We start from the raw sequence: 16,479 nt of genomic DNA, 5'->3' as shown, positions 1-16,479 counted from the left end.
CGTCACGCCCGAGTACAACCACTCCACCTCAGGCGTCCTGAAGAACGCCATCGACTACCTCTTCGCGGAGTGGAACAACAAGGCCGTCGGTATCGTCTCCTACGGCTCCGTCGGCGGCGCACGCGCCGCCGAGCACCTGCGCCTGATTGCCGGCGAACTGAAGATGGCCGACGTCCGCACGCAGGTCGCTCTGTCGCTGTTCACCGACTTCATCGACTTCAGCGACCTGGCTCCGGGAGCCCACCAGCAAGAGGCTCTCGCCACACTCCTCGACGAGGTCATCGCCTGGAGCACCGCGTTGGCCCATCTTCGCGACTGACCTTCGACCGGTCCGGTCGGGAGTACGGAAATCTCGTAGGCGGGGCGGCGCGAGTCACGTGCCGCCTCACCTTCGACGGCCTGGCCCCCGATGGAATCACGACGGGGTTCTCCACTCGGGTCGGCCAGGGAGCCCTTATGCAATAAGACCCATACAATGCTGTCTCGAAGAATAGAACTAACCGGAGAAGACGCAATCGCGCTTCAATTCCTGAACCTCCATATCGAGCGCCACCAGTCCGACACGAGATCGCCTGGCGCCGGAAGCGGCCGCCACCGCCGAACCGTGTAGGGCCGGGAGAGTCGCATCCGACGCCAGAGCGCAATGTGCTGCACCCCGCCCGACTGCTCCGCTCAGCGAGCGTCCGGTAAGAATCCGGCGACGGCGACTGCGGGTACACGCCTTGTTGGCGATGACCCTGTGGCCCTGGCCCGCCGACCTGACATGATCATCTCACCGTGTGTTCCATGATGGGGGCAAGAGATGGCGATACCGCTGCCCGATGGGCTGACCACGCCGGCGCTCGTGGTCGATCCGGATGTGCTGGACAGAAACATCTCGCGGATGGCCGAGGCTTCGCAGGCCCGGGGGTTCGCCCTGCGTCCGCATGCCAAGACCCACAAGTGCGCGCAGATCGCGGAGCGTCAGCTTCGGTCCGGCGCGCGTGGGCTGTCTGTGGCCACGATCGGTGAGGCCGAGGCGTTCGCCCGGGCCGGCGTGGACGATCTGTTCATCGCTTACCCCGTGTGGCTCGATGCCGGCAAGGCTCAGCGGTTGCGTCGGCTGGCGGACGTCGTTGCCCTGAGGGTCGGCGTCGAGTCAGTGGAAGGCGCGCAGCGGCTGGGGAATGCCGTGCGCGACAGCGCCCGGGCGGTCGAGGTGCTCGTCGAGGTCGACAGCGGGAGCCGTCGGACGGGAGTGCAGCCTCACGCTGCCGGTGAGGTCGGGAAGGCGGCCGCCGACGTGGGTCTCGATGTGGTCGGCGTGTTCACGTTCCCGGGGCACGGCTACGGTCATGATGCGCGGGCACGCGAACTGGCCGCACGGGACGAGGAGCGCGCGCTGGACGAGGCCGCTCAGGCGCTGCGGGAGCTTGGGCTCGGTGTCCGTGTGATCAGTGGCGGGTCGACTCCGACGGTGGGGCGGTGGCAGCCGGGCACGGTGGACGAGTTGCGGCCCGGTGTCTACGTCTTCAATGACGCCACCCAGCTGGCCATCGGCACCTGTGAGGTGGAGGATCTCGCGCTGGTCGCCGCCGCGACGGTGATCAGCGTTCCCGCCCCGGACCGCTTCGTGCTCGATGTCGGCAGCAAGGTCCTCGGCTCCGACCGGTCGTCCTGGGTGACGGGCCACGGCTACCTGCCCCGGTTCCCGCAGGGAACCATCACCGCGTTGTGGGAACACCACGCCGTGGTCCGGCTTCCGGAAGGGGTGCGAGGGCCACGCCTTGGGTCGTTGGTCGCTGTTGTCCCCAACCACGTATGCACACCGGTGAATCTCGCCGATGAGCTGCTGGTGGTCCGCGACCGCGAGGTGATCGACCGCTGGCAGGTGACAGCACGAGGTGCCAATACCTGAACATCACCTCAGGTCGGAGGAGCAGAGGTAGCAGATCAGGATTGCGGTGCTGCCGGCGAAGCCACGGAGGTGTTCCGCATTGCGCTCGTAGCGCCGGTGCAGGGGGTGGTAGCCGTAGCCCTTGTCGGCGGCATGGTCTACAGCGTGTTCCGACATGCCCCTGGCGTTAACGGTCTGATCTGGCCCCACTTTTCCGGTCCGAACTGGCCCCACCGGCGGGGCGCGTGGGAGCGTTCGGGGGTTGTTCCGGCTTCAGTTGGCTCCACCCTGTGGAGGGGGCTGGGACGCTGGCGGTAGGTCGCCGTGAGGGGGCGATGCCGGTGGCGTCCTCGAAGGAAGAGCTGTTCCTATTGATCCGCCGGGACTCCTGGCGGGAGGGGCTGTTGGTCCGCGCGCTCTCGCGGAAGTACGGGGTCCACCGTCGGCTGGTGCGTGAGGCCCTGTGCTCGACGGTGCCCGCGCCGCGCCGGACGCCGCGGCGGCACTCGCCCAGGCTGGAGCCGTTCAAGAAGACGATCGACCAGTGGCTGCTGGATGATCTGGATGCTCCGCCGAAGCAGCGGCACACTGTGAAGAGGATCCTGACTCGGCTTCAGCAGGAGGCCGGTGCCGACATCGCCTACTCGACCGTGTGGGACTACGTGCACCGGCGCCGGCAGGAGATCGCCGAGGCGGCCGGGGCGACGCCGGCTGCGGGATTCGTGATCCGTCACAACCAGCCCGGCATGGACGCAGAGGTCGACTTCGGCGAGGCCTGGGTGGACCTGGCTGGTGAGCGCACCAAGTGCTTCGCGTTCCGGCTGGCCTACTCCGGCAAGGCCGTGCACCGGATCACCTCGTCGTGCGGACAGGAGGCGTTCTTCGACGGACACGTCCACGCGATTCGCACGCTGGGCGGTATTCCGGCTGGTCAGATCCGCTATGACAACCTGTCCCCGGCCATCTCCCGGGTGATCCACAGGAGCCGGTGTCGGGAGGAGCATCCACGCTGGGCCGACTTCCGCAAGCACTTCTCGATCACCCCTTTCTACTGCGAGCCGGGCCTTCGCGGGGCCCATGAGAAGGGCGGGGTCGAGGGGCAGGTGGGCTATTGGCGGCGGAACTACCTGACTCCGGTCCCGCGCGTCGACTCCCTCGACGAGCTCAACGACGCCTTCACGCAGTTCGAGCAGGCCGAGGAGAACCGGCGGATCGGGATGCGGATCCGTACCATCGGTCAGGACTTCGCCCGCGAGGCCCCGCTCCTGCTGCCCCTGCCCGAAGACCCCTTCGAGACGGGCCTCGCCCTGAACCCGCGAGTCGACCGCTACGGCATGGTCGCCGTCCGGGTCTGCCGCTACTCGGTCCCGGTCCGCTTCATCGGCCGCACCGTCCACGTCCTGCTTCGCTCGAACGGGGTCGTGGTGTTCCACGGCCGCACCGAGATCGCACGTCACACCCGCCTGACCACGAAGAGCGCCGAGCGCGTGGTGCTGGACCACTTCCTGGAGGTCCTGCTGGCCAAGCCCGGTGCCCTGGCCGGTTCCGAGGCACTGGACCAGGCCCGCCGCGAAGGCACCTTCACACCCGCTCACGAGGCGTTCTGGTCCGCGGCCAAGCGCGCTCTCGGCGAGACCGAGGGGACGAAGGCCCTGGTCCAGGTCCTGCTGCTGCACCGGCACTTGCAGCACCGCGATGTGGTCGCCGGGATCCGCGCCGCGCTCGCGGTTGGGGGGCCTGCACTCCGGACGTAGCCGCATTGGAGGCCCGGAAGGCAGCCGAGACCGAGGGCCGGTCCCCGACTGTCACCGCCACCATCGTGCTGCCGGATCCGGTCGCCCCGCCGGACCTGCCGCTGCCCAGCCTGACCGAGCGCCGGGTCACCCGTCTGCCCGCCGACCAGCGACCGTTGCCTGCCCTCGAACGCTGGGACCAGCTCCTGCACCGTCCTGGAAGGGAATCTTGATGGCCGGCCCGCACCACACCCTGACCGAGCCCGCCTCCGACGCCGCCATCGACACCGCCTGCCGGGTCCTGCGGCTGCCGACAATGAGGGCCCAGTTCGCCGACACCGTCTCCCGCGCGGAGCGCGAGCACCTGTCCTACCGCGGGTTCCTCGCCGAGCTGCTGATGGCCGAGTGTGAGGACCGTGACCGCCGCCGGTCCGAGCGCCGGATCCGAGCGGCCGGCTTCCCCCGCTCAAAGTGGCTCTCCGATTTCGACTACACCGCCAACCAGAACGTCACCCCCGCCCTGATCAACAACCTGGCCACCTGCGAATGGGTCAAGAAGGGCGAGCCGCTCTGCCTGATCGGTGACTCCGGCACCGGCAAGTCCCACTTGTTGATCGGCCTGGGCTCGGCCGCAGCGATGGCCGGCTTCCGGGTCCGCTACGCGCTCGCTGCGAAGCTCGTCAACGAGCTCGTCGAGGCCGCCGACGAGAAGCAGCTGACCAAGACAATCGCCCGCTACGGGCGCGTAGACCTGCTTTGTATTGACGAACTGGGCTACCTCGAACTGGACCGCCGCGGTGCCGAGATGCTGTTCCAGGTTCTGACGGAGCGGGAGGAGAAGAACAGTGTTGCGATCGCCTCGAACGAATCGTTCGGAGGCTGGACCAAGACCTTCACCGACCCGCGGCTCTGCGCGGCCATCGTGGACCGCCTCACCTTCAACGGCACCATCATCGAGACCGGCACCGAGTCCTACCGACTCGCCCAGACCAAAGCCAAGCAGCAGCGCGGCTAGGAATTCGAATGGAGATCAACGACATCGCTGGCAGGCTGGGGGGCATGGTGTCTCCCGACGATCAAGAACTGAACGCGGCCGTTCAGGATGCCGACTCCCCGGACTGGTCCGTTCGCGCAGCGGTCGGTCGGCAGCTCGCGGCATCGGACAAGATCGACGAAGTAGCTGACGTCCTCCACCGTCTCCTCTTGGATCTCCGAGACTCCGGTGTCACCCAGGAGACCGCCGAGGCCCTGCTCGCGCGCAAGGACACCGCCGGCCTCCGCTGCGTGCTGCTGGCCAGCAGCCAGGCTGTCGAGTTCTGGACCGCGGATCAGCTTGAGGCCGCTCTGGACTGCAACCCCGAGTGGATGACGACCGAGGGCGCGGACCGGCTGATCCAACAGTTGCACAAACTCACCGCGGATGACGACGCCGGGGTCCGCGACGAGGCACAAAGGATCCTCTTGCTTCTGCGGCCGCGCGAGGAATGGGCACGAGGATCGGACAACGACCCGCTCTGATCCGACAGAGCACAGCCAATCCTCATGGCCAGTCCATTACTGACGGGGCCAGTTCGAGCCGGAAGCCGGGGCCAACTCAAGCCGGAAGCCGCACCGAGAGAACCGTGACATGGGGCCAGTTCGGGCCGGAAAAGTGGGGCCAGATCAGACCGTTAACGCCAATGCCCCTTCCCCGCACGGTGACATGGGCCCGCTGCGGGCGGTCACGTCTCTCGAGGCACTGAGCCGGGCAACCTGGCAGCCGGCTCCGCGGTGTTCCGCCCGGCGCGAGGTTGTCGCACACTCACCGTATCTGCGACCAGCGGCGGCCATGCTGGAGGAGGCCGTGGTGCACCCGTCCGCGCCTCCGTACGCACGAGTATCGGCGCGACTCCGCTCGCTTCTGGAATCCGCGCTCCGAGCGCCGGCAACGGTGAGACACCGGCACCCACGCCGCGGACTTCGCCAGCACGATCACCGGCCTGCCCGTGGTCTGAGGGCTGTTGGCCCGATCCCGTAGTCATTTGACTGATACAGCATCAGTGGCCGGCAGGCAGGGTGGACGCACGTCCCCGTAGGCGGTGGAGGGAAAGCGTCTGCACCGCCTACGGGACATGGCGGGAACCCTATCTTTCATGTCGTTTCTGCCACTGATGCGGTCACGGGCGGTCACCGTAATTTCGGTGTGGGCGCCGGAAAGCCGGCGGCTGTCACACGAGGAGTGATCACATGAAGGTCGGTCTGCTGGTGCGTATCGAGGCCAAGCCGGAGTACGCCGACGAGGTCGAGGCGATGTTGCGCGGCGCGCAGGAGCTGGCGGAGCAGGAACAGGGCACGGTGACGTGGTTCTCGTTCCGTGAGAACGCCACCACTTTCGGGGTGTTCGACACTTTCGAGGACGAGCAGGGACGCCAGGCCCACCTGACGGGCCAGATCGCCGCAGCGCTGGGTGAGGCCGCAAAGACGAAGCTCAGCGCGCCGCCGGTGATCGCCTCGGTCAACGTGCTGGGAGCCAAGGTCTCCTGACCTGCAGGGCCTGCGGCCCGCCGGCCGCGGTCGTTCCGCCCGCCCGGCCGGGGCAGCCACTCGCCCCCGCGAACGCCGCACGCAAGAACATTATTCACCTAGTCATGAGAAGTGATGGGAATCATGGACATTCTGTACACCGCGGTCGCCACGGCCACCGGCCGTGACGGCCGGGCCGTCAGCTCCGACGGACAGCTCGATGTGCGTCTCGCGTTCCCGCCGGCGCTCGGCGGCGACGGAAAGGGCACCAACCCCGAGCAGCTGTTCGCCGCCGGCTACGCGGCGTGCTTCACCAGCACTCTGGGCGTGGTCGGCCGGGCCGCCAAGGTCGCCACCGGGGATATCTCGGTGACCGCGGAGGTCGGCATCGGCAAGGACCCCGAGGACGGCGGTTTCGCGATCACTGCGGTACTGCGGGCCAAGCTGCCCGAGCACCTGCAGAACGAGACCGGCCGCAAGCTCGTCGAGCAGGCGCATGCGGGCTGCCCCTACTCCAAGGCCACCCGCGGAAACATCGCCGTGGAACTCATCGTCGAATAGCCGACCCACCCGCCACCTCGCACAGACGCCCGACCGACCCGCTTCCGACCCGTGATCGACGCCCTCGGTTGCGGGTCGCGGGTTCACGTTCCCCGGCCCGGGTCGTGCAGTTGCCCAACGTGAAGCCACAACAGCCGTCGTTCCACAAAGGATATTGATCTTGACCACCACGCAGGTTCCGACACAGGCGCAGGACTATGAGCACATGATGGGCATGGTTACGGGCTTTTGGGTCACCCAGACCGTTCGGGCTGCCGCGTTGTACAACCTCGCCGACCACCTCGCCGCAGGGACCAACACCGCCGAAGCGATCGCCGAGGCGGAATCCACAGACCTCGACGCGACTCGCCGCCTGCTGCGCACGTGTGCCTCCCTGGGCCTGATGACCTCCGCGGACGGACATCACTTCACGGGCACGTCCCTGCTCGGCACACTCCAGCAGGACGACCCCAACTCGCTGCGGTACTTCGCCATCTCCCAGTCCGCACCTGGCCACTGGCTGTCCTGGGGCATGTTCCCCGAGGCTGTCCGAACGGGCCGGCACCAGGTCACCGCAGCCCACGGAGAAGCGGACATCTTCGACTACTTCTCCAAGCACCTCGACGAAGCATCCTTCTTCACCGAGTCCATGAGCAACCTGTCACGTGCCGCCGCCCTCGACATCGCCGCGGTGCTGGACACCAAGGGCGTCGGCCTCGCCTTCGACATCGGTGGAGCCGCCGGGGACCTCATCAGGGCCATGATGAGGGTCAATCCCGAGCTCAGCGGTGGGGTCTTCGACCTGCCCCACATCGTCCCCGCTGCCGCGGAAGCCGCCAAGGCCGAGGGGCTGGAGGGGCGTTTCACCACCGTCGGTGGAGACTTCTTCGAGTCGGTTCCGTCCGCGGACCTCTACGTGCTCAAGTACATCCTGCACGACTGGGTCGACGACGCTTGCGTCCGCATCCTTCAGTACTGCCGGGAATCGCTTGCGAACGACGGCCGTATCGCCGTTGTCGACCTTCTGGTCGGCGAGGCCGGACAGCCTGGACTCGCCCCCCTGATGGACATGAACATGCTCGCCATGACCGGCGGCAGGGAACGTCAGATCGCCGAATTCGACTCTCTGTTCACCGCAGCCGGCCTGCGGCGCGTCAAAGTCAGCTCCGCCGGAGCATTCGCCGTCATCGAGGCCGAGCCCACAGCCTGACCTGATCGGTTCACCACGCGAGAGGCCGATTTCACCCCGGTGAATTCGGGTTGGTCCTTGTCCGGGAGGCGGCCTTCGGCAGCATGCGGCGGCCCCCTCCCGGACCGTACAGCAACGTTCGTGGAGCCCTTCCCGGCACGACGCCCGGTGTTCTTAGCGGCGGAAACGACATGAATGATACGGTTTTAGCCATGCAGGTAGCAGTTGTCGTTTATGACGGAATCTTCGACTCTGGGCTCGCAGCGATCCTTGACGTACTCAGCAACGCCAACGAATTGGGCGGACAGATCCACCAACCACCGACCTGGAACGTGACAATGGTCGGCCCCGCCCCGTCCGTGCGGACCGGCGCCGGGCTCCTTGTGACGCCCAGACCACTTGCGGATGCAGAGGCGGTGGACCTCCTGGTCGTCCCGGCGCCGGCGGGGAGCGACCCTTCGGCGCTGCTCGACCATGTCGGCGGCGATGACTCTCTTTCCGTCCGCAACCTCATCGCGCGCACTCGTAACCGTGGCACGACCATCGCCTCGGCATGCGCGGGCTCCTTCCTCCTCGCCGAAGCAGGAGTTCTGGACGGACTGCGCGCCACGACGACCTGGTGGCTGTCACCGGCCTTCCGGGCCAGATACCCCCGGGTCGAGTTGGATCACAGCCAGATGGTCATCACGTGCGAGGGCATCACCACGGCCGGCGCGGCGTTCGGGCATGTCGACCTCGCGCTGGCCATCGTCCGGGCAAGCAGCCCCGCGCTTGCCGACCTGGTTGCCCAGTACCTCGTGGTCGATGAACGCCCGTCACAGTCTGCGTACGCCATCCCCAGCGCGCTTGCGCAGAGCGACCCCACCGTCGCGGCCTTCGAGCGCTGGGCCCGGGAGCATCTGGCCGAACCCATCAGCGTGCCCGACGCGGCCAAAGCCATCGGCGTCAGTGAGAGAACCCTGCAACGCGCCGTGCAGCGCACCGTCGGAAGCTCTCCCATCCGATTCGTCCAGGACCTGAGAATCGAACGCGCCTGTCACCTGCTGCGTACCACCGACATGTCCATGGAGACCATCGCCCGGAAGGTCGGCTACGAACACCCCAACACCCTGCGGGTGCTCCTGCGCGAACGCACCGGCAAGACCACGTCGGCCCTGCGCAGCAAGTGATTCCCGCTGGTCCGTGTGACGCCTCGCCGGCTTGTCACCGCGACCGGTCTTCCCGTAATGCCCGCCGGTGGCCGCGGCGTCAGCCTGCGCCACGCGCCGTCACATCTCGCGCCTCCGCCGCGGTGCCCTTTCGTCGGCCTGTTCAGGAAACGCAGGGCTGAGTGCGTCCCCCAGCGCCACGCGCGAGACCACCCCTAGTTTCTGGAAGACGTGTCGGAGATGCGCTCCGACGGTCCTGGGGGACAAACGCAGCTTCACGCCGATTTGCTTGTTGCTCAGCCCGGACGCGGCCAACTGCGCGACTTCGTGTTCCCGCGGCGTGAGCCCGGTCGGCCCCGCGATCTTGGCGCGCGACCTGCTCTCGCCGGTGGCCCGCAGCTCGTTGCGCGCTCTGGTGGCCCATGGTCGCGCACCCATGCGCTCGAAGACGTCGAGTGCCGCGCCGAGTTGCACCCGGGAAGCAGAGACAGCCCGGGAACGCCGGAGGTGTTCGCCGTAGGCCAACTGCACGCGAGCCAGTTCGAAGCCCCAACGCTCTGCTCCGGGAACGGCAAGTGCTTCCTCGAACAGCATGGCGGCCACGTCACCGGAGGCGGCGATGGCCGCGGCGCCTGCCGCGAGTAGCGCGAGACGTGGAGACAGGGCGGCGACGCCGGCTTCCCGCATGGCCGTGACGTGGGCGTCCGCCTCGGTCTGGCGGTTGCTTCTGACAGCGGCCTCGACGAGATCCATGGGCACGTGCAGGGCAAAGGGCGAGCGGGACGCGAACACACCTGGCGGACTGACAGCGGTCGCGTGCCGATAGGCCTCCTCGTAGTCTCCGCTGCCCAGAGCAACCAGAGTCCGGACGCGATGTGCATACACCTGGGCCAACCGGATGCCACGCGCTCTTCCCCAGGCTGCGATGTCGTCGGCCAACGTGCCGGCCGCCTCGAAGTCGCCGCGTCCAGCAGCCAGAAGAGCCTGCACAAAGCGCCCTGGCAACGCCAGGAGCCCATACCCATGGGCAGCACAGAGTTGCAGCCCCTCCTCCAGGAGATCCTCCGCCTCCTCCCACGTACCAGTCATGAAGTCGTCGAATCCCAGCAGCAGCAGAGCGTTGATGGCCGAGGCGACGGCGCCCCCCTGCCTTCCATCGCGGACTACACGCCACAGCGCGTCGCGAAGACCTGACATGCGGTCCACGAACACACCGGCGGTCGCCAGCCACACGATCCGGCTGGGGTCGACCTCGTGACCGCTTTCTTCGATCAGGCGGTCGAGTTGTTCAAGCACGGCGGCCCCGGCCTGGACGGGGTCGCGCAGAGTACTGCCGCACAGGGACACAAGGGTGTCGGAAGCAGTGGCCTCGACGGCCCTGTCGAAGAAGTCCCACAGTTCAGCTCGCCCACCGAAGAAGGACACCATGAGCAAGGTGCCCAAAACCTCGTTCAGGACGCGCTCGTCAGTGCCGTCCCGGGAAGGGAAGTCGTCCATGGCCCCGACCAGCAGACGGTGGGCAGTGTCGACATCGCCCTCACCACTGAGAAGCATGTACGAGGCTGCAACCGCGGCGTGCAACGGCTTGTTGTGGGCGGGATCGGCTTCGTGGGCGGCGGCCAGCAACTGTGGGGTGGTGCGCAGTTCGCCGGTCACTTGCGCGCTCAGGTAAGCCGCCTCGGCCAGCCGACGGCTTCGGTCGCTGCCACGCGGGCTGAGCTCGGCCGATCGCAGCAGCGCGGCGACAGCACCCACCGCGTCGCCCCTTTGCATGCTGCGTCGGACGACATCGGCAAGCAGGACGGCAACCTGCGTATCGGGCTCGATCGTCGCCTCTGCCAGGTGCCACGCCCGCCGCTCGGGCTGATCCGCCAACAATTGCGCCAGCGCTTGGTGAGCCGCGCGGAGTTCACTGCTCGTCGACTGCTTCACCACCACGGAACGGATCAGGGGGTGGGCGAATTCGATGCGGCCGGCGTTCTCGTCGACGTGAATCAGCCCGGCCTGCTCGGCAGGAGTGATATCGCCGGAGCAGGGGCGGCCGGGAACCAAGTACCGCAGAATGCGTGGATCGCCGGTGGTGTCCAAGGCCGAGCGCAGCAAGAGGTGACGGGTGGGAGCAGGGAGCTCGCCCACTCGGGACGCGAACAGGGTCCGGAGCGATCGGGCGGGAGCCACCATGGCCGACGCCATCCCCTGGACGAAGTGCAGGCCGCTCTCCTCGCTCCCGAGTTCCAGCAGTGCCAGCACGTTGCCCTGTGCCTCCGCCACGAGCCGTGCGCGGACCTGAGGCGCCAGCGTGGGGAACCGGCTCCGCAGCAAGTCCGTCGCCGTCTCGTCATCGAGAGGTTGCACTTCGTGCCCAGTGACCCCGGGGTGTCCGACATGGCTGCCGGTCGGACGCGACGCCACGATGAGACCGCACCGAGTGCCGGAGACCCGCTGGGAGACGAACTCCAGAACGGCGGTACTCGCCCGATCAAGCCAGTGCACATCATCCACGATCACGAGCACCGGCCGATCTGCGGCAGCTCGGCGGAGCAAGGCGAGTACAGCCTCGGAGACATCCTCGGGATCCGGGACCGGAGTCGAGCCGAACCCCAGCGCCGCCGACAGCACCTTGCGTGGTCCGGAGTCGAGCAGCCCGAACACGCCGTCGAGCGGCAGAAGGATCTGATGGAGGCCGGCGTAGGTGACATCGGTTTCGAAATCCACGCCGACCCCACGCAAAACCTGCGTTCCCGCGTCTCTCGCCGCCTCCGCCGCAACTTCCAGAAGCACGGTCTTGCCCACACCTGCATCACCGGTCAGGACCAGCGCTCCTCCCCTGACCGCGGACTCGAGAAGGAAAGAGCCGATGACCGCCAGCTCTTCACCCCGTCCGACCAGGCCACCGGCCCCGGCTCGTCGCGGACACCCAGGGTTGCTCAACGTACGTCTCCCTGAAACCGGACGAGAATGGAACATATGCAGGTCAGAGCAGATCCCTGATGTGAATCAAAGTTCGCCTATGAGGCTTGGCTGCGCACCGGAAATGGACCGCAGGGCCACCGGTCAGCCGGCCACTCCCCTGCTCAGAGGACGATCTCGGCTACGCGCTGGATCTCATCGAGGTCGTCGTTGGTCGGGTTGAGGATCAGCTCGTCGGCACCGATCGCCTTGAACCCCTCGACTGTCGCCTTGACCGCGTCTGCTCCCCCGCTCACCGTAGATGTGATGAGCCCTGCGACATCGGTGCCCGCGGAGGAATAGTAGTCGTGGACATTTGCTCGGCCCCCCTCGGCATCCGCGATGGCGTAGTAGGCGATGGCGACCAGGTACGGTGCGCCCTGACGTCCAGCTTCCTTCCAAGCCGCGCGTACTCCGTCGAAAGCGCCCGCCACCATGCCGACCGGTAGCGAGGCCCCGATATACCCGCGTCCGGAGCGCGCGACCCGATCGTACGTCGCCTGAACCATGCCGCCGAAGAGCACGGGTACCTCTCGGCTTCCCTCGGGGACGAGCGGGTTGTCGCAGCCGACGGGAGTCTCGCCGCGCCACACGCTCTTGTAGGTTTCGATGTCCCGGTCCAGCCGCTTGCCGGTGCCACGGGCGCCTAGACCTTCCACGACGAAGTCATCGGAACGCCCGCCGAGGCCGAGGCCGAGGGTGAGCCGCCCGCCGGAAACGGCGTCGATACTCTGAATCTCTTTGGCCAGCAGCAGTGCGGGCCATACCGGGCCGAGCAAGACATTGCTGATGAGCCCGATCCTTTTTGTGGCACCTGCCGCAGCCGCCAGCGCGACGGTATCCATCACGCCAGGATAGGCAACGCGGCCGACGCTACCCAGGGAAGAGAACCCCGCCTCCTCGGCACGCCGCGCCCACTCCGGGACAACTACAGCATTCACATTGCGTATTTGGTTGGGAATTCCGATACCGATTTTCACGAACTGTACTCCTTGCAACGATGTTAGCGCTCGGCAGCCACATCTACCGCACTCAACTACTCGGTGACCTCATCAAAAAGCATCAGCAACTGGCCTGGCCCCGTCAGGAAGAACTCCTGCTGTGGACCGTGTGTCGCCTGGTCCGACCACCGGGATGTCATTCCGACAAAACCTGCGGAATAGACAGCGGCCGGGCTTGGGCTGCACGATGGTCGATCCTCGATGTCACCGACACATATTCGCTCTGCCACGGACATAGCCTCACGGTTGCGAACCACCCGGCACAAAGCCCGACGCCGCCGCGCACGGATTCCGGCGTCTGCGCATACGCTGGGAACGCATGGCTGACATCCCCGGAGTGTTTTCTCAAAGTTGCCTGCGTGTCATCACCCGGCGAGAACTCGGCTCATTGTGTTAGCCGTTGTCGGTCGGCACCTTCGCCTGGCTTTCGGTCCCGATGGCACCAGGTTCGAAGAGCGGTGCCGCCGGGTATGCGCCGGCAGCAGGTGCCCCGGCCGCCGGTGTGCGTGCCGTCAGGCGGGGATCTCGGCGGTGACGGTCAGGACCGCGCGGCCGAGAATGTGGCTGGTCATGGTGAAGCCGAGGTAGGCCGGAGTGGCCTCGGCGGGTACGCCGATCTGCTCGGTGTCAAGGGCGTGCACGACGATGACGTAACGGTGTCGGCCGTGCCCAGCCGGCGGGGCGGCGCCGATGTAGCGTGCCGCGCGGGCGTCGTTGGGCAGTTGATAGGCACCCTCGGGGAGGCCCGAGCCGGTGTCGTCACCGGCGCCCTCGGACAGTTGGGTGACCGTGGCGGGAATGTCCGCCACCGCCCAGTGCCAGAAGCCGGAGCCGGTCGGGGCGTCCGGGTCGTACACCGTCACCGCATAGCTCTTCGTGTCTTCGGGGGCACCGCTCCACGACAATTGAGGAGAGATGTCCTTGCCGGCCGGGACGCCGAACAGGCCGGACATCTGCTCGGCGGGCCAGGCGTCCCCGTCGGACACCGTGGTGCTGGTAACGGTGAAACGGGGCACCTCGGGGAGTCGAGCGAACGGATCGTTGGTACTCACGGTGAATCCTTCCAGTGAACAGGGCCCCTTTCCGGGCGCCCATGGGAAACCTTGCATTCCGGGCGGGACGAAATCACCGACCGGCTTCCTCCCTGCTGATAGCCCCTTCCTTCCACCGCAGGTCGGCGGTCTGCCCCGGTAGAACCGGCGTCCGGCACGCGGTAAAGAACCTCTTCGCGACCCGACATCCACGCCGGTGCCGAACGGAGACGCCACCCACTCGCCGCCGTGTCCATTGCGGACCTCGGGGGTGGCCTTGCCGCGTTACAGGTGGGTCAGAACGTGCGCTCCGCATACTTTGGGACGCTGTTCCAGACCGTCACAGCGGTTGGCATGATCACCACTGCTCGGGCCTCAGCGATCTCCGAACGCATGCGGTCGAGCAGCGAATTGACGTCGCCGATCCTCTGGGTTGCCTCCACCGCCCAGGTGCCGGTACGGAAGGCCGCCATGGACAAAGCACGGTAGGTCTGAACCACGAGCGGGAGGATTGCGGCGTCTTCCGCGCCGCCCATCGGTGTTGTCGCCGAGAGCCCGGACGGGGGAAGCCCCGCTTCCTGGAACAGGGAGTACAGGCGCGCTCCCGCTCCGAGGTCGGTTCCATCGACCGTGAGCGCTTCGGCAATGGCCCGTAGAACGGCGCCGGCCAAAGGGGCTGCGGGTACGACCCGCAGCGGGTGGTTGTCGAAGTCCTGGAAGACGATGAGCCCGCCAGGTCGCACCAGCCGGGACAGGCGACGCAGCGCGGTGACGGGGTCGGGCAGATGTCCCAGGATCAGACGCCCGATCACGGCGTCCACCGGTTCCTCAAGGGAGACGTCGGGCAGGGTCGCCTCCCGGAACGAGATGACACCCTCCCGCTCCCCGCCGGGTTCGGTGCCCCTGCGCGCAGCACGGGCGCGTGCCACCTCCAGTGCGGCCGGAGCCGCATCGACCCCCGTGACCGCGCCCGTGGGCCCGACGATCGCGGCTGCCGCGAACGTCACGTCTCCAGCACCGCAGCCGACGTCGAGCACCCGCATCCCGGAGCTGAGCCCCGCGAGACGCAGGGCCTGCGTGGTGATCGGATCGTACAAACGGGCCTGCAGCACAAGCCGATCCATCTCCATGGGCGAGTGACCCAACAAGTAGGCGGACTCCTCCCCCACCCCCGTAGCTGTCATCAACCGTCACCTCGGACCGGGAGCGCCGGATCGGTGGTGTTCGACTGGCTGAAGAAGGTGTTCCATCCCTTGATGAGGGAGATCAGATCGCCGCAGTAGCTCCTCTCGGCCTTGATGTACGTCCCGCTCCCGGAACCGAAGGACCAGGCGACAGCGTTCATGTCCTCGGTGTCGTAGGAAGGCGCCGTCTCGAAGAATCTGGAGAGACGGTCGCCGATCGTGGGGAAGCGTCCTTCGGGGAGCTTGAGGGCATAAAAGGCAACCCTCTCTGTCCAACCGGTGGCCGGGGAAATAGTCACCGCGAACGTGTACGCGCCGCGGGACAGGAACGTGGCCATCTCCTTGAAGAGACGGTCGTCCGGCATGGCGGCGCCTGCCAGTGCGGTGAAGCGCTCGCACTGGGCTTCGCTGATGGGTCCGGGTGCCCTGAAGTAGAGGTTGACCGTCCCGCGGTGGTAGTCCACCGAGACATGACGTACGTAGTCCAGTCCCAGCCGGTGAAAGGCGGGACCACGTTCCCGGATGAGCGACGGCACGCCAGTGACGCCGAGGACGTCGTCCAACGGTCGAGTGCCATTCAGGTACACCCAAACTTTGGTCAGTCCGCGATCGGCGTCGAAGTCGCAGGACTGCTCCGGCGTGCCGTCGTAAAGCTCGCTCCAAGACTGTACGAGGTCTCCAAGGGCGTCGTCGGTCGCGATGAATCCCGCGCGTCTGGCCACGGTGACGGTGTCCATGGGACGCCGGGCGTAGAAACGGTAGTTCAGGTCGTCGCCGGTCCGGTCAGTGGTACGCAACAGGACGGCTCCCTCGCTGAACGCCGGGCCGTACGCGTCCAGTACCGCGCGAGTCGTCGCGTAGGAGAAGGGTGCCTCGATCGCTTCCGCCGTAGTGCGGATGTCCTCCAGAAATCGCGCCTGGGAGAACTCACAAGAACGCACGGTGATCCTTCTTCCTGAATGGCTTCAAGGGAGCCTCCTCGATCTGGCAGCCCGTCTGTCGCCGGCACATGGACCGCGATAGTGCGACGGGCAGCGCAGGTGATTTTCCCGGCCGTTTCCGATCCGTCCCTGCACGCCACCGCGGCTGCGCGTCGCGCCTACGATCACCCTGGGGCGTGCTCGCTCGCACCCGTGGTACACCCTGGCCACGGCCCCGGGTCACCGGCTCGGCTCACGGGTATCGAGCCCGCGGCAGTCCGACTCACGGAGCCGGCACCCGGGGCGGCGGCCCAACAGGGGCAGCGGATTGACGGACCTCGGCGTACACATCCGGAAGTCGACCGTGGTTCGCCTGGTCCGAGATCGCGACGTGTTGGAGCGTGGA

The 16,479-nt window shown here is 67.1% G+C and carries 14 protein-coding genes and 1 pseudogene; 9 read left to right on the top strand and 6 right to left on the bottom strand.

The genetic code is table 11. The features are described from left to right. Positions 1-319 (top strand): NADPH-dependent FMN reductase (locus tag KVT45_RS51180; protein WP_217561307.1); only part of this gene is annotated, 319 nt, incomplete at its 5' end. 483 nt (positions 320-802) lie between these two features. Further along, on the top strand, positions 803-1,897 hold the full coding sequence (locus tag KVT45_RS51175; protein WP_217561305.1) for an alanine racemase: 1,095 nt from the start codon (positions 803-805) through the stop codon (positions 1,895-1,897). Positions 1,898-1,900: 3 nt separating this feature from the next. Here KVT45_RS51175 and KVT45_RS51170 read toward each other — a convergent pair whose 3' ends face one another. Continuing rightward, positions 1,901-2,053 (bottom strand): hypothetical protein, encoded by a 153-nt coding sequence (locus KVT45_RS51170; RefSeq protein WP_217561303.1) that lies wholly within the window; start codon positions 2,051-2,053, stop codon positions 1,901-1,903. A gap of 158 nt (positions 2,054-2,211) precedes the next feature. On the opposite strand from KVT45_RS51170, the pseudogene istA reads away from it, so the two are divergent. The 7 genes and pseudogenes from istA (at position 2,212) to KVT45_RS51135 (ending at position 9,009) form a co-directional block, all read left to right on the top strand. Then, positions 2,212-3,842 (top strand): annotated as a pseudogene (gene istA, locus KVT45_RS51165) (IS21 family transposase). Continuing rightward, positions 3,842-4,624 carry an IS21-like element helper ATPase IstB gene (gene istB, locus KVT45_RS51160; protein ID WP_217561301.1) on the top strand — a complete coding sequence of 261 codons (783 nt, stop codon included), beginning with the start codon at positions 3,842-3,844 and terminating at the stop codon, positions 4,622-4,624. The pseudogene istA and the gene istB overlap by 1 nt, the downstream one beginning before the upstream one ends. Positions 4,625-4,632: 8 nt before the next feature. Then, a complete protein-coding gene (locus KVT45_RS51155; protein WP_217561299.1) occupies positions 4,633-5,127 on the top strand; it encodes a hypothetical protein in 495 nt (164 codons plus the stop codon). Between the two features lie 708 nt (positions 5,128-5,835). Continuing rightward, positions 5,836-6,132, top strand: a complete 297-nt coding sequence (locus KVT45_RS51150; RefSeq protein WP_217561298.1) for a putative quinol monooxygenase — start codon at positions 5,836-5,838, stop codon at positions 6,130-6,132. 123 nt (positions 6,133-6,255) lie between these two features. After that, complete coding sequence (locus tag KVT45_RS51145) at positions 6,256-6,672, top strand: organic hydroperoxide resistance protein (RefSeq protein ID WP_217561296.1); 417 nt, start codon at positions 6,256-6,258, stop codon at positions 6,670-6,672. A 160-nt stretch (positions 6,673-6,832) separates the two neighbouring features. Further along, on the top strand, positions 6,833-7,861 hold the full coding sequence (locus tag KVT45_RS51140) for an acetylserotonin O-methyltransferase (protein ID WP_254648576.1): 1,029 nt from the start codon (positions 6,833-6,835) through the stop codon (positions 7,859-7,861). A 170-nt stretch (positions 7,862-8,031) separates the two neighbouring features. Next, complete coding sequence (locus KVT45_RS51135; protein ID WP_254648575.1) at positions 8,032-9,009, top strand: GlxA family transcriptional regulator; 978 nt, start codon at positions 8,032-8,034, stop codon at positions 9,007-9,009. A gap of 99 nt (positions 9,010-9,108) precedes the next feature. Here KVT45_RS51135 and KVT45_RS51130 read toward each other — a convergent pair whose 3' ends face one another. From KVT45_RS51130 to KVT45_RS51110, 5 genes are all read right to left on the bottom strand, one after another. Then, positions 9,109-11,919, bottom strand: a complete 2,811-nt coding sequence (locus tag KVT45_RS51130) for an AAA family ATPase (RefSeq protein ID WP_254648574.1) — start codon at positions 11,917-11,919, stop codon at positions 9,109-9,111. A gap of 143 nt (positions 11,920-12,062) precedes the next feature. Then, a complete protein-coding gene (locus KVT45_RS51125) occupies positions 12,063-12,917 on the bottom strand; it encodes an LLM class flavin-dependent oxidoreductase (RefSeq protein WP_217561292.1) in 855 nt (284 codons plus the stop codon). A gap of 533 nt (positions 12,918-13,450) precedes the next feature. Further along, positions 13,451-13,990, bottom strand: a complete 540-nt coding sequence (locus tag KVT45_RS51120; protein ID WP_217561290.1) for a YbhB/YbcL family Raf kinase inhibitor-like protein — start codon at positions 13,988-13,990, stop codon at positions 13,451-13,453. 275 nt (positions 13,991-14,265) lie between these two features. After that, positions 14,266-15,099: a class I SAM-dependent methyltransferase gene (locus KVT45_RS51115; RefSeq protein ID WP_217561288.1), complete on the bottom strand. Its 834-nt coding sequence runs from the start codon at positions 15,097-15,099 to the stop codon at positions 14,266-14,268. A gap of 53 nt (positions 15,100-15,152) precedes the next feature. Then, on the bottom strand, positions 15,153-16,094 hold the full coding sequence (locus tag KVT45_RS51110; RefSeq protein ID WP_217561286.1) for an aromatic prenyltransferase: 942 nt from the start codon (positions 16,092-16,094) through the stop codon (positions 15,153-15,155). Positions 16,095-16,479 lie beyond the last annotated feature (385 nt).

Origin of the sequence: Streptomyces sp. GbtcB6 (assembly GCF_019091475.1) — a bacterium.
Taxonomy (GTDB): domain Bacteria; phylum Actinomycetota; class Actinomycetes; order Streptomycetales; family Streptomycetaceae; genus Streptomyces; species Streptomyces hyaluromycini.
Note: the sequence above shows the minus strand (reverse complement) of the source record. Positions and strands in the feature narration are given on the sequence as shown.

What these genes read in the sequence shown, in the direction of transcription:
- KVT45_RS51145 (WP_217561296.1), top strand. Translation starts at nt 6,256, where the DNA reads ATGGACATTCTGTACACCGCGGTCGCCACGGCCACCGGCCGTGACGGC.
- KVT45_RS51175 (WP_217561305.1), top strand. Translation starts at nt 803, where the DNA reads ATGGCGATACCGCTGCCCGATGGGCTGACCACGCCGGCGCTCGTGGTC.
- istB (WP_217561301.1), top strand. Translation starts at nt 3,842, where the DNA reads ATGGCCGGCCCGCACCACACCCTGACCGAGCCCGCCTCCGACGCCGCC.
- KVT45_RS51155 (WP_217561299.1), top strand. Translation starts at nt 4,633, where the DNA reads ATGGAGATCAACGACATCGCTGGCAGGCTGGGGGGCATGGTGTCTCCC.
- KVT45_RS51115 (WP_217561288.1), bottom strand. Translation starts at nt 15,099, where the DNA reads ATGGAGATGGATCGGCTTGTGCTGCAGGCCCGTTTGTACGATCCGATC.
- KVT45_RS51170 (WP_217561303.1), bottom strand. Translation starts at nt 2,053, where the DNA reads ATGTCGGAACACGCTGTAGACCATGCCGCCGACAAGGGCTACGGCTAC.
- KVT45_RS51135 (WP_254648575.1), top strand. Translation starts at nt 8,032, where the DNA reads ATGAATGATACGGTTTTAGCCATGCAGGTAGCAGTTGTCGTTTATGAC.
- KVT45_RS51150 (WP_217561298.1), top strand. Translation starts at nt 5,836, where the DNA reads ATGAAGGTCGGTCTGCTGGTGCGTATCGAGGCCAAGCCGGAGTACGCC.